11 protein-coding genes and 1 riboswitch are annotated in these 13,579 nt (G+C 57.1%); of the genes, 7 read left to right on the forward strand and 4 right to left on the reverse strand.

Annotation, left to right across the window (positions count from 1 at the left end; genetic code table 11):
* Positions 1-48 precede the first annotated feature (48 nt).
* Genes DWA01_RS08510 through DWA01_RS08520 form a run of 3 tightly spaced genes read right to left on the reverse strand, consistent with a single transcriptional unit; the run spans position 49 to position 4,245 of the window.
* On the reverse strand, positions 49-1,536 hold the full coding sequence (locus tag DWA01_RS08510) for an aldehyde dehydrogenase family protein (protein WP_114285412.1): 1,488 nt from the start codon (positions 1,534-1,536) through the stop codon (positions 49-51).
* On the reverse strand, positions 1,533-2,639 hold the full coding sequence (locus tag DWA01_RS08515; RefSeq protein WP_114285413.1) for a mandelate racemase/muconate lactonizing enzyme family protein: 1,107 nt from the start codon (positions 2,637-2,639) through the stop codon (positions 1,533-1,535). The genes DWA01_RS08510 and DWA01_RS08515 overlap by 4 nt, the downstream gene beginning before the upstream one ends.
* Position 2,640: 1 nt before the next feature.
* Positions 2,641-4,245, reverse strand: a complete 1,605-nt coding sequence (locus tag DWA01_RS08520; protein WP_114285414.1) for a GMC family oxidoreductase — start codon at positions 4,243-4,245, stop codon at positions 2,641-2,643.
* A 102-nt stretch (positions 4,246-4,347) separates the two neighbouring features.
* Here DWA01_RS08520 and DWA01_RS08525 point away from each other — a divergent pair, with 102 nt between their 5' ends.
* Positions 4,348-5,241, forward strand: a complete 894-nt coding sequence (locus DWA01_RS08525; RefSeq protein ID WP_114285415.1) for a LysR substrate-binding domain-containing protein — start codon at positions 4,348-4,350, stop codon at positions 5,239-5,241.
* 180 nt (positions 5,242-5,421) lie between these two features.
* Here DWA01_RS08525 and DWA01_RS08530 read toward each other — a convergent pair whose 3' ends face one another.
* The gene (locus DWA01_RS08530; RefSeq protein ID WP_114285431.1) at positions 5,422-6,042 is read right to left on the reverse strand and encodes a 2OG-Fe(II) oxygenase family protein; all 621 of its coding nucleotides are present in this window, start codon (positions 6,040-6,042) and stop codon (positions 5,422-5,424) included.
* Positions 6,043-6,331: 289 nt separating this feature from the next.
* Here DWA01_RS08530 and DWA01_RS08535 point away from each other — a divergent pair, with 289 nt between their 5' ends.
* From DWA01_RS08535 to DWA01_RS08560, 6 genes are all read left to right on the forward strand, one after another.
* Positions 6,332-7,639 carry a phosphatidylserine decarboxylase gene (locus DWA01_RS08535; RefSeq protein ID WP_136057697.1) on the forward strand — a complete coding sequence of 436 codons (1,308 nt, stop codon included), beginning with the start codon at positions 6,332-6,334 and terminating at the stop codon, positions 7,637-7,639.
* 68 nt (positions 7,640-7,707) lie between these two features.
* Entirely contained in the window at positions 7,708-9,288 is a 1,581-nt protein-coding gene (locus DWA01_RS08540; protein ID WP_114285417.1) for a tyrosinase family protein, read from the forward strand.
* Positions 9,289-9,777: 489 nt separating this feature from the next.
* Positions 9,778-10,003, forward strand: a riboswitch (cobalamin riboswitch).
* A gap of 107 nt (positions 10,004-10,110) precedes the next feature.
* A complete protein-coding gene (locus DWA01_RS08545; RefSeq protein ID WP_114285418.1) occupies positions 10,111-10,509 on the forward strand; it encodes a DUF1636 family protein in 399 nt (132 codons plus the stop codon).
* Positions 10,506-11,279 carry an ABC transporter ATP-binding protein gene (locus tag DWA01_RS08550; protein ID WP_114285419.1) on the forward strand — a complete coding sequence of 258 codons (774 nt, stop codon included), beginning with the start codon at positions 10,506-10,508 and terminating at the stop codon, positions 11,277-11,279. Before DWA01_RS08545 ends, DWA01_RS08550 begins: the two co-directional genes overlap by 4 nt.
* A 44-nt stretch (positions 11,280-11,323) precedes the next feature.
* A complete protein-coding gene (locus DWA01_RS08555; protein ID WP_235008481.1) occupies positions 11,324-12,235 on the forward strand; it encodes an ABC transporter substrate-binding protein in 912 nt (303 codons plus the stop codon).
* Between the two features lie 64 nt (positions 12,236-12,299).
* Positions 12,300-13,307, forward strand: coding sequence for a FecCD family ABC transporter permease (locus DWA01_RS08560; protein ID WP_235008479.1), 1,008 nt, complete (start codon positions 12,300-12,302; stop codon positions 13,305-13,307).
* The last annotated feature ends 272 nt before the right edge of the window (positions 13,308-13,579 follow it).

The following is a 13,579-nucleotide window of genomic DNA, read 5'->3' on the forward strand; positions in this document are numbered from 1 at the left end:
GGAGCATTCCGGAGCCAGCGACGGTGCTTCGAACGCGTTGAGCGGCAATCACGTGTTGCTGAGGGTGATGCTCTTGACTTTGGTATAAGCATCCAGCCCTTCCCAGCCTTTTTCACGGCCATATCCGGATTTCCCGTTGCCGCCAAAGGGCAGTTCAACGCCACCCGCCCAATAGTCATTGATGGTCACCTGGCCGCAATCAAGGGCAGAGGCCATCCGCATCGCGCGTCCGACATCTCTTGTATAGACGCCGGCGACCAGACCAAATTCGGTGCCATTCGCCAACCGGACCGCATCTTCTTCACTGTCAAAGACCTGTACTGAGAGAACGGGACCAAAAATTTCCTGCTGCACAGCCGGGTCGTCAGACGCAAGATCGGCGATGATTGTGGGCTCAAAGAACCAGCCCTTGCCCGTTGCGGGATCGGTGGTGGCATTGCCGCCGGTCAGGATATCGCATCCGCGCGCTTTGGCAGAGTCCAGATGGGACTGAATACGTGCAAGATGCAGGTCCGAATTGATCGCGCCCATGTCGGGATTACGCAGCCCGTGGCCAACCTGAATGGCCCGCGCCCTGGCAACCAGGCCCTCAAGCACTTCATCGCGGATGTTCCGGTGCACCAGCAACCGCGAACCGGCGGAACAGATTTGTCCCGCATTGGAAAAGATTGCCCAGAACGCCCCATCTATCGCGGCAGCTACATCGCAGTCTTCAAAGGCGATCAGCGGGGATTTTCCGCCCAGTTCAAGCGTCAGCCGCGTCACATTCGGTGCCGCGGCCTGAGCGACAGCGACTCCGGTGCCGACCGAGCCGGTAAATGTCAGTTGTTTGACCCGCGGATCAGAGACCATCGCGGCGCCGGCCTGGCTCCCCAGTCCTGTAACCACATTGACCACCCCATCCGGCACGCCGGCTTCTGACAACAGCGCCGCCATGACCAATGCTGTATAGGGGGTGGTTTCCGCTGGTTTCGCCACCACAGAACAGCCCGCCGCCAGTGCCGGGGCTACACCACGTGCAAAAGTGGAGGTCGGATAGTTCCACGGAATGATGTGGCCGGTCACACCCACAGGTTCGCGCATGGTAAACGCAGTATGCGAGGACCCCAGATTGACGGAACGCCCGTCCAGCTTGTCTGCAGCACCGGCATAATATTCAAACAGCCGCGCGGAACCGGCCACATCACCTTCGGCTTCGGCAAGGGTTTTGCCGGAATCCACACATTCCAGAAACGCCAGCCGCTCTGCATTGGCCCGCAGGACCCGCGCCACCTCGTTCAGGATACGGCAACGTTCTGCTGGTTTGACGCCGCGCCAGTGCGCCGCGCCTTTCTCCGCAACGCCGATGGCCTTGTCCATATCAGCCGCAGTTCCCAGCGCAAACTCGCCAAAGGGCGTGGCCAGTCCAGGGTCAAAGGACTGCATCTTCTCACCGGAGCTGCCTTCTACCCAGGAGCCGCCAATGAAGTGGCGGTCGGGAAGGTGGGCAATGGTGCCGGTGTCCAGGTAAGTGGTGGCAAATGTATTCTGGGTCATGTTTCGAACTCACTGACTTGATAGCTTGAACGGTCGAGCCATTCCGGGTTGATTTCGACGCCCCAACCAGGAGCGTCGGTGACTGTGGCTTTGCCATCAGTGATCTCATAGGGGCTGGAGACGAACAGATTTTGTTGCCAGGGGTAATAGTCCGCCCCTTCGATGGAAAACTCCAGATACTTGCCCGCATTAGGGATGGCGCGCAGCAGATGCATGGTAAACAACGTCACCATCGACAGGTTCGCACAGTGGGGCGTACAGGGCAGGTCTGCGGCCTGGCCCATCGCTGCAACCTGCAGGGTGCGGTGCATGCCGCCCATATAGAGAATATCGGGCTGAATAATGTCGACGGCCCGCATGTCGATCATCCGGCGCCAGTGCTGGAAATCACAGTCTTGTTCACCGCCGGTTACATCCAGGGTCAAGGCGTCAGTGACCTGTTTGGTCTCTTCCATCAGCCAATACGGGCAAGGCTCTTCAAAATGCTCGACCCCGTTGTCTTGTAGCAATTTACCCACTTCAATGGCACGGGGGGCCGAAAAACCAGAATTGCCATCCACCAGCAAGGACACTTTGTCCCCCAGCATTATCCGTACGGTCGGCACCACTTCCTCGGTGCGCCCGGGCCATTCGTCGATATCATGGCCACATTCGGCGCCAACGCGGAATTTGAACGCGTCAAACCCGTGTTTTTCCCGCAAAGCCAGCAACCGGTCTGCTTCGTCTCTTGCGGTGATGTCCCGCCGCATCGAGGACGCATAAGCGCGCAGCGGCCCGGCAGAACCGCCAAGCAGCTCGGCGACGGGCTTGCCTGCTTGTTTGCCGCGCCAATCCCAGATTGCCGTGTCCAGCCCCGCCAGGGCACGGCGCAGATATGAGCCGGGAAATTTATGCTCGCGTTCGGTAATTTCCACGGTCAGCGCTTCCAGTTCCGACATATCCCGGCCCAGAGCCCAGGGGGCTATCTGGCGGTGAAACACCTGCACGGTTATATCAGAATGATAGGTCGAGACCTGGCCCCAACCGGTACTGCCATCCTCGGCAGTGACGCGGATAAAACCGACAAACTCATTTGCAAAGCTCTCTAGCTTGATGATTTTCATGTTAGTGCCCTGCTTTCAAAATGAGATCTGCACCGCGATGGGCCAGCATCATGGTCGGTGCGTTGGTATTGCCTGAGGTGATATTGGGGAAGGCCGACGCATCCACGACCCTGAGCCCGCGCACGCCATAGACGCGCAGATCCGCATCCAGAACAGCACTGGCCGCGTCCGGTCCCATGCGACAAGTTGAGGTCGGGTGAAAGACCGTGCCGGCGCGGGCCCGAAAATCCGCGAGGATTTCCTCCCCATCCATTGTCATAAGATCTTGATCAACCGGCGCATCAACCAGTTTCTGCAACGCTGTGCTGCGCATGATCCGCTGACACAACCGGCCCGCCGCGATCACGTCCAGTTGATCTTTTTCTGTGGCCAGAGAATTGGGCGCGATCTGCGGCGCGGCGGCGTAATCCGGGCTTTGAATATCGATGCGTCCGCGACTGCTCGGGCGCGACGGCTGTGGCCCGATGATAAAGCCGGGAAACGGGTCGGGATTGATCGTGGTGCGTTTGCCATCGGTCCGGGTCTTGTAGGACACCGGGTTAAAATACAGCTGAACATCAGGTCTGGGTTGATCCGCTGTGCTGCGGAAAAAACCGCCACACTGGTTGACGCTGAGCGCCAAAGGCCCCTTGCGTGTCAGCAGATACTGCAAGCCGGCGCCAAGTTTGCCGTACCAGGGGTGCAGCACGTTGTTCAGCGTCGGTTCAGTGGCCTTGAAATAATAGTTGATCGCCAGATGATCCTGAAGGTTCCCGCCCACATTCGGATTGTCGACAAGCACCTGAATGCCGTGGCGTTGCAACACATCCCCGGGTCCGATCCCCGACAATTGCAGGATCTGCGGCGAAGCAACCGCTCCGGCACTTAGAATAACTTCAGCGCGGGCCAGTAAAACGTCACCGTGTCCGGTTTCAACGCCGGTAGCGCGCCCCTCGTCGATGAGAACCCTCCGGACCGCCGTATTGATCCGTAAGCTGAGATTTTTCCGCCGCAAAGCGGGTTTCAGAAAGCCGCGCGCAGAAGAACACCGCCGACCATCAATGGTATTGATCCTGTAGGTCGTGGCGCCCTCTGGCTCTGGCCCGTTGCAATCACCGGTGAGCGGCATATTCAGCTCCCGCATCGCCGCAAAATAATGCCGGTTCACCGGGTGGATCTGTTTTGATGTATCCTGAACATGGATCGGACCAGCACCAAGTCTGGTGCCATCAGCCTGGACGGAGGTTTCGATAGCATCGTAGTGACTGCGGACCCCGGCCCAGTCCCAGCCCGTTGCCCCTGCCGCCTGCCAGTCTTCAAAATCGCCCGGCAACCCGCGACAATATACCAGCGCATTAATGGAGCCCGAGCCGCCAACCAGCTTGCCGCGCGGCCAGTACCCAGCACGTCCGTTCAGCGTTTTTTCCGGTACTGTGTCGAATTTCCAGTTCCGCTGCGGATCATGGAACAGTTTGCCATATCCCAAAGGCAACGACACCCAGGGAGATCTGTCACTGCCCCCCGCCTCAAGCAGCAACACAGTGATTTTGGGGTTCCGGCTTAATTTCTCGGCCAGAACACAGCCCGCAGAGCCGGCGCCAATAATGATATAGTCAAAGCTGTTCATAGCGATCCCAATTGTTCTTTTCCGGTATGTGCGAGGGGTGTGAATATTCAAAACTAAAAATTATTTGGTTTAACCACGAATAAATTTGAAGTAGAAGCTGGCATGACTTATCAGTTGCCGCCTCTGATCTGGTTACGCGCCTTTGAGGCTTCCGCCAGGTTGGGAAATTTCACCAATGCGTCCCGCGAGTTGCTGCTGACCCCGGCGGCAGTCAGCTATCAGGTGCGCGCATTAGAACAGCACCTCGGCTATGCCCTGTTTGAACGCGCGCACAGATCGTTGCGCCTGACGCGGCTGGGCCACACCTATCTGCCCTCGGTCAGCAAGGCATTTTCTGACTTGTCGGTTTCAACCATGAGCGTATTTGGCACCCGTGACCGTCGGCCGCTGCGGTTCCGCTGCCTGAACAGCTTTGGGCATCTGTTCATGATCCCGCGCTGGAAGATCTTTCGCGAACGCTACCCAGATATCGATCTGCAAATGATCTCCGCGTCCTGGTCCGAAACGCTGGACAATGAAATGCTGGGTCTTGATATCCGGTTCGGCGATGGCCGTTGGCAAGACGGAACGGTTGAGTTGTTGCTCAATGAGCCCATCATCCCGGTGTGCCACCCCGACCTCGCATTGCATGATATTGATAAGCCGCTAAACCTTCTGGCCGATGCGCCCCGTATCGACATCATGGGGGTGATTGATACCTGGGAAAACTACTTTCGCCAGCACAACATCAAGGGCAAAGCACGCGATCCCGGATTGCAGGTTGATCAGTCTGTTTCTGCTCTGGAACTGGCAGCGCAGGGATTGGGGCACAGTCTGGTCCTGCAGAGTTTTGCCCAACCCTATCTGAACTCAGGTCAGCTGGTCCGCTCCTGCTTCGTGCCGATGAAAACCCAGAACAGTCATTATGTTGTCTATTCCGGGCCACGGAAAAGCCTGCCGGTCGAAGCCCGGATTTTCTGTGACTGGCTTGCAGATGAAATGGGGGGAACGGATTGAATGACGGGGAACTCGCCTGATGCAGCGGATCGGGACAGGGCACTATAATCGTCTGCATGGGTCCGCAAGTTTGCCGGCTCAGGAGCCAGTTGTTCTGTTCCGGAAGGAACGCCTGCAGCGGCAAGGCCCGCGCTGGCCTGCCAGAGCATGCGGGACGTCACATGCTGATGCGCTGCGCGCTCAGCCCCAGCCGTAGTTGAAACTGACGCTGATCCGTTCATCATCGGTCATGTTCATCGGCACTTCGTGGCGCAACCAGCTTTCCCATAACAGAACTTCGCCAGCCTCAGGAGCGACATAGATGAAATTGCGCAATTCGGGCCGCGCGTCAGTTGTGCGCGTGGGGGCGGCCATCATCATCGCCGACCGTGGGTCTTCAAATTTGATGGCACTCGCGCCTTCGGGCATTGAGACATAGGTGGTGCCGCTGATCACACTGTGCGGATGCAGATGCGACGTATGCACACCACCTGTCGGCAAGATGTTGATCCACAGCGAGTCCAGTTTGATCTTTTTGCCGTCCAGGTCAAATTGCAGGTCTTTGACAAACGCCGCGACGTGTTTGTCGAGCACTTTGACCAAATCCTTGAAGATCGGAAACCGCCAGCCCAGATCGACCAGCGAAGCATAGCTGGTATAACCCGGAAATCCGTTTTCCTCGCACCAGTCCTGCCCTGCCTCATCATCGTCGGCAATCGACAGGCAGGAGGTTTCAAGTTCTGCCGTATCCACCGACTTGCCGAATTCGGTCAAGGCAGCGCGGTAGAGGCGGGTAACGAAAAGAGAATCTATCTGTGACATAGTCTGCTCATAGCCCAGCCGCCCCTGCATAGCGAGGGGGATATTGAACGTTCTGCAAACCCGGGACCGGTGCGCATGTGCCTTCTAACTCAGACAGAAATGTATCGGATAGCTGCACCAGGTTCTCACGGCTGTGGTGGAGCGGCAGGCCGGCCTCGGCACCGAAATTCCCTTCATTTCGAATGATCGTTGTGGACTGCGGCATTTGCCAGCCAACACGCTTTGCAGACACAGCACTAAAAAATGGGCCGCACAGGTCGTCGGCAAAAAACGTAAGCATGCATAATTGGTGCAAAAACGAACGACTCACGCTATAGTTGAGCAATTCGATCGACCCCATTTTATCGTAACCATTTATGCCCCAACCGTTTTCTTGTCTCGGGCAGCCATAAGGAATTTTCTTATGACATCAATTTCAACATTAAAAATCCAAGATTCCAACCAATCGGTCCTTACACCAGCGATGCAATTACTCATCGACGAGCTGTGCGTAATCACCTCAAACCCTGTGGTCGAGGCGGCCTATAATGATGCCATAGCACATGTCGCCCCCTATACAGAAACCGGTGAAGCAAACCCCTGGGCAGGCCAGACGATCGACTATTTTGTCGACTATTTTGCGGCCTGGTTCACGTTCTTGCCGCAGCCAAGTGGCGGGCTGGGCAAAATTGTGCCTTTTACCTATTTCTACCTCAACAACGAGGTCGCCTATGCTTTTCTGAACACATTCAAAAGCCGTTCAGAAAGTGCCGACAGTTATACCCGTGAAGTGTTCAACTGGACGGTGAAATTCATCAAAGCGCGGGGTGAATTCATGGATTCACCTGCGTCATTACAATACTTGGACGAATGGCTGGCTGATCCGGCCACACAGATTGACGACTTCATCGTACCGGAAGGCGGCTTCAAGTCATTCAATGCGTTTTTCACCCGCGAGTTGAACCCGAACAAAAACGCCCGGCCCGTCGCAGCACCCGATGACGCGGGCGTTCTGGTGGCCTCGGCGGATTCTGAGATCAACTTCATCCTTTCGGATTTGACACTGACCCAGAAGATGAATGTCAAAACCCGACAGCTCAACGTGCTCGAATTGTTGAACCAGTCTGAATTTGCGCACCATTTCGAGGGTGGAACTGCAGTGTCCTGCGTGCTGATGCCCGGGAACTACCACCGCTACCACGCCCCGGTGACCGGCCAGATTGTAGAAGGCGCGGGGGTGCCTGGCATCTACAATGGCATTACTGATGGCGAACACTGGTTCAACCAGATTTTTAATGTCGGCGAAAGCACCACCAATTTCAGCGTATTTGAGGACTTTCACCGGGCTTATTACATTATCCGGACCCAGGCGCATGGTTATGTCGCTGTGGTGCCCGTCGGATTGAATACCATCAGTGCGCTCACGCCGTCGCTTGTCGGAAAATCGTCAACCTATGTTCCACCAGGTGGCACACCTGTTCCGGTCATCAAGGGCGAGGAACTTGGTCATTTCGCCTACGGCGGATCGCTCAATATCCTGCTGTTTCAAAAAGGTGTGATGACATCGGTCTCAGTGCTGATGGGCAGCAGGCTTGGCACGCTCGGCAAACCGGCCTGACAGCCTGCCTCCCTGCCCCACTGTTGGCCAGAAATATTTCATTTTGTATTTAGTAAGGAGCAATTCAGATGACATCCGCTCAAACAATTGGCGTTCGCCGCTCTGTTCAGGACCTGCAGCAAGACTACGACAACGGCATTAAGCAACCTCTGGAAGACGTGGTCCGCGCCTGGAAAGGCATTAAAGAGCTTTCGCCAGACGATCCGCGCTCATTTTTTATGCTCGCTGGTTATCACGGTGAGCCCTTCGATTTGCGGCCCGCGGTTGACAAGCTGACTGAGACGGACATTTACAGCTACTGGGGCGGCTATTGTAACCACGGCAACGTTCTGTTCCCCACCTGGCACCGCGTCTATGTGAAAAAGGTGGAAGAGGCGCTTCAGAGCATCGTGCCCGGTGTGATGATGCCCTATTGGGACGAAACCGACGCCGCGTCCCTTGCCTGTGGAATCCCGGATGTTCTGACCGCCGAACAGTTTCTCCTCGATGGGGAATTGATCGACAACCCGCTGAAATCATACACGCTTCCTGAAGAGTTGAAGGATGACTACTGGGGAGACAATCAGAACGGCGAACACGCGCCCTACTATAAGCCAGCAGGCTATGAAACCGTGCGATACCCACTGTCAGGTCTGGTCGGCAACCCGAAAGACCTGGCAAAAACCAAAGCGCATAATTCGGACTATCCGGATCCGGCTGAACGGGTGAGCTTGCTGAATGACAATGTCATGACCTGGCTGCACGGCGGCGATCCGACGCCAGAAAACCCAGATCCCCACGGGGTCGGCATATACGCCAAATTTATCGATTGCCTTCGTGCGCCAAATTACACCGTCTTCTCCAATGTGACCTCAGCAGGCGCGTGGAACTCCGCCAGTCAGCCATATGCCGTGCCTCTGGAGTCGCCACATAATGATATTCACTTGTCGGTCGGTGGTTTTGACCTGCCCTATCCCCAATTTGGCGGTGAAGGCTCAACTTCTGGCCAGGTTGCCGGCGCCAACGGGGATATGGGCGAGAATAATACCGCCGCGCTCGATCCGATCTTCTTTTTCCATCATTGCAATGTCGACCGGATGTTCTGGCTCTGGCAGAAGCGCAATCCAGACCTGAAAGTTGAAATAATTTCCGGATACGCTGGCACAAACTCCTCTGACAGCCAGGGGCCGACGCCCGGCGTTGCGCCGGATACACCGCTCACAACAAGCTCGCCTCTGGCGCCTTTCCGCAAGGCCAACAGCCAGGAATATTACAGCTCTGAGGACTGTATCGATACAGAGAACCAGCTTGGATATACTTATGGGCCCGGCTCGCTTGAGGAGTTGCCAGATCAGGCCCAGACGAAAAGTACCGGGGACGTTCTGACGGTGACAGGTGTCAACCGGGCGCATTTGCAAGGTTCGTTCATAATCACCGCGCTGGCCAGAATTGGTGATCGGGTGGAATTTCTGGGCTATGAAAGCGTGCTGAGCCGCTGGAACGTTGATGGCTGCGCAAATTGCCAGACCCATCTGGACGTCAGCGCGCATTTTCCGCTCGATATGCTATCAAACAGCGAAATCGCAAGCGCGACATTTGAGGCGACGATTTCTCATCGTGGGGAAAGCCTGCCTGCCTCAGTTCAGCTCGAGCTTTCTGTGAACGACTGAGCGGTGAACGTGCCTTGAGGCGCGCAGGGCTGACAGGACAACCTGCAAGTTCGAACGGCCGTCGTGTGCCCTGATATCGGTGCTACCGGCACCCTCTCCCCGTCCGGCGCACCTGCTCCGGACGGCCCTCTCAGCTAGTTCTCCGCAACTTCAGGGGAACCTCACGCTTCAATTCCGGCTCTGCGCTCCGTCCGGACGTTTGCGGTGACCGGGCAACCGAATTGGAACCCGGGCCAACTTTGGCCGCACCTTGTTGCAGTGCTTTGCCGCCTCCAGTTACAATAATAGCGGGGCACAAAAGGGCCTGGCGGCACTGCGACAAATACGCGTGCCGGGGGGGCGAAAACGGTGACCATCTGGTCGGATAATTTGCTCCGGATTCGGTCTGTTCCGACAGTGAATGCCGCCAGGCCATTGCCCCTCAGTGCTGCGCCAGCGCTGCAGATGCTTTCCCATAATAAAAAATCATTGCAATTAATTTGGGTCCTCCCTATTCAGGCCAAAGATGGTTCCCGGACGCCACAGGCATTATTCGGGATGAAAAGGGAACGCGGTGAGGTGTAGCCAGCAGGCGCCAATTCCGTGACTGCCCCCGCAACTGTAAGCGGCGAGCAACCTTGAGTATCTCCACTGAAATGGCCTTGGGCTGTTTTGGGAAGGATCAGGGAAGCAGCGACCCGCGAGTCAGGAGACCTGCCATCTTATATTCACTCATCCCGGGCGGGGAGTCCGGTAGGAGGCTAGAGATGGTCAAACTGCGCCTGTCGCATATACATATCGGTCTGTTACCACCCCCGCCCTCATGCGGAGGGCGCCTCAGAGATGGCTACGAAACACCGGATATTCATCTGCACATCATGCCGCGCCAAAGGCGATCCCTACCGACCCGGCGCTGATCTGATCAAGAAGTTGCAAACGGCATTTCAGGCAGAGAATACTCTGGGTGCCAAAGATTTCGAGATCAGCTCTGTGGACTGCATGGCGGGCTGCGACAGCCCCTGCACGCTTGGATTTCAGGCTGCGGGCAAAGCCAGCTACCTGTTTGGAAACATCGATCTCAACACCGATATTGCGGCGGTGGTGTCATTTGCGACCCTGTATCATAACCTGCCCGACGGCTGGTGCAGCGGCGGGCTATATCCGCGCAAACTGCGGCTGAACACGCTGGCCCGCATCCCGGCTATGACGGTGCAACACACCCCGGGCGGAACGTTGTCATGAGCGCCGCGAGCCTGTCGGTGCGCGACCTGAGCTGGGGCCCCGGGCGCGGCACAACGCTGTTGCACCCCACAAGCTTTGACGTTGCTCCGGGCAAGGTGCTGGCGGTGGTGGGCGCCAATGGTGCCGGCAAATCAACCCTGCTGCGGCTGCTCTACCGCTTTCTGAAACCAACCAGCGGGAAAATCCTGATCGGCGGAGACGACCTGTGGCGGTTGGATGCACGCGCCGCGGCCCGCCGCATTGCCGCTGTATTGCAGGAACAGCCAACCGATTTCGCCCTGACGGTGCGCGAAATCGTGGCGCTCGGCCGCACGCCGCATCGCAGCGGCTTTGCCACAGGTTCGCGGCGTGACCGTGAAATCATTGACCACGCCATCACTGAACTCGGCCTGTTTGAATTCGCCAGCCGCGATTTTGGCACGCTTTCGGGCGGCGAACGACAGCGGGTGATGGTGGCGCGCGCGCTGGCACAGGAGCCGGAAGTGCTGATCCTGGATGAGCCAACCAACCATCTCGATATCCGCCATCAGCTAGAAGTGCTGCATCTGGTCCGCACCCTGGGTCATACCATCATCACCAGCCTGCACGATCTGAATTTTGCCGCCCGTTATGCCGACAAGATCCTGATGCTGTCACACGGCCAGCCGCTGGCCTTTGGCACGCCAGACGAGGTGCTTTCCGAAGCGCTGATCGCACGCGCGTTCAACGTCGGCACCAAAATACAAACGCTGAACCCCGGCGGGCAGTCACATTTTTCTTTTCACCTGTAACTCACTCGGAGAACCCCATGAAAATATTCCCCCTCATTGTCGGCATGACACTCGCGGCCGGCCCCCTCTTTGCCCAATCCGTCACGGTGCAGAGCTGCAACCGCCAGGTGACGTTTGAAACGCCGCCCCAGGCAGCGATTTCAAACGACGTCAACCTGACGGAAATGATGCTGGTGCTCGGGCTTGCGGACCGCATGGTCGGTTACACAGGTGTTTCAGGCTGGAAGACGCTGGACGAGAGAATGCGCTCTGGCGTGAAAGAACTGCCCGAACTGGCTGAACGTTATCCGACCAAAGAAGTGTTGATCGGCGCCGATGCTGATTTCTACTTTGCCGGCTGGAACTACGGCATGAAGGTCGGGGGCGAAATCACCCCGGAAAGCCTCGCGCCCTTTGGCATCCAGGTCTATGAACTTTCTGAAAGCTGCATCTTTGTCGGTGACAAGGACAAAGTCTCGATGGAAGATATGTACCGGGATCTGCGTAATCTTGGGAAGATTTTTTCGGTCAGCGACAAAGCCGAAGCGCTGATTTCTGGCTATCAGGCGGAGCTCGCGTCCTTTAGCGCCGAACTGGACCCGACTGCAGAGCCGCTGCGTGCCTTTGTCTATGACAGCGGCGAAAAAACACCGTTTACCGCCGGACGCTACGCGATGCCAACCGCGCTGATCGAAGCGGCAGGCGGCGTTAACATCATGGATGATTTCGAAAAAAGCTGGGCCACTGTCGGCTGGGAAGCCGTCGTAGAGCGCAATCCGGAAGTGGTGGTTATCATCAATTATGGCGATGTCACCGCTGAGCAGAAACGGGACTTCATGCTGAGCAACCCGGCGTTCGCAGAAATTGATGCGGTCAAAAACAACCGGTTTGTCACCCTGGAATATGTGGAGGCCACTCCGGGGCCGCGCAATATTGAAGCGGTCAAAAAGCTGGCGCAGGGTTTCTGGGGGAACTGATGACATGATGGAAAGGACCAACACGCGACCTGCCCCGACAAAAGCGTTTCGCAGAACTGGCGTCATGCCGGCCCTTCTGTTGGGCGGGATCATTGTGCTGGTCCTTTCGGTCTCTTTTGCGGTGAGCGTCGGCTCCATTGCGATCCCAGCCTCCACTATCTGGGGAGTCGTACTGAACAAAATCGCGCCCGACATGATCGAGCCCACCTGGTCCCGCGGGCGCGAGGCTATCGTCTGGCAAATCCGCCTGCCCCGCGTGCTGCTGGCCAGTTTCGTCGGCGCCGGGCTGTCGCTTGTCGGCGCCAGTCTTCAGTCCGTGACCCGCAATCCGCTCGCCGATCCTCACCTGCTGGGCATAAGCTCGGGTGGCGCTTTTGGCGCCATTCTCGCCCTGATGCACACCGGTATGATTTTCGGCGCATTGACGGTGCCGATTTTCGCATTTCTCGGCGCCCTTGCCGCCACCGGGCTGGTGCTGGGTGTGGTTCAGTTTACCAGATCCACCGGCGCCGACAGGATGATCCTTGCAGGTGTTGCAGTGTCATTTGTGGTGATGTCCGCGGCCAATGTTCTTGTTTTTCTGGGCGACCCTAAAGCCACCAATACGGTGGTGTTCTGGATGCTGGGCGGGCTTGGCCTGGCGCAATGGTCAAACCTCGTTTACCCGCTGACAATCCTCGTTGTTTGCGGCACCTATTTCTGGGCCAAATCCGGAGAGCTCAACGCGATGACCGTCGGGGATGAAACCGCTGCCTCGCTGGGGATATCCGTGACGCGGCTGCGGGTTAAAATATTCGTGGCAGGGGCGCTTTTGACCGGCATTATGGTGGCGTTTTCCGGCGTCATCGGTTTTGTCGGCTTGATGGTGCCCCATATTGTGCGCATGCTGGTCGGCGGTGACTATGCCCGCATCCTGCCAGTGTCGGCCCTGCTTGGAGCAATATTTCTGATCTGGGCGGATATTGCCGCCCGCACAATCATGGCACCTGAGGATATTCCCATTGGTATTGTTACCGGTTTGATTGGCGGCGGCTTTTTCCTGTGGCTGTTGGCGCGACAAAAACGTCGCTGACAAGCACGAAAACACTGTTTTCAACTGGGGCGCGGGCGGCCATGGCACACATCGGTGATGACGCCCGCGCAAGTGCTGCCTTGTCATTTGTCTCAGCAGCGCCGGACATCCAACGTAAAGGGCCGTGGGCCGACGCAATATGGACTTGCCGCGCAAAAGTTCCGGTCTCTCATCTCATGTTAGGCGGCCTTTCGTTCGAAGGCCAAGGGGCTTTTTCCACCAAGCGATGAATGCCGCCGTCGAGGGTTATAGAACCCATTGATGTACCGGAA

Origin of the sequence: Candidatus Halocynthiibacter alkanivorans (assembly GCF_003333265.1) — a bacterium.
In the GTDB taxonomy this organism is placed as follows: Bacteria; Pseudomonadota; Alphaproteobacteria; order Rhodobacterales; family Rhodobacteraceae; genus Halocyntiibacter_A; species Halocyntiibacter_A alkanivorans.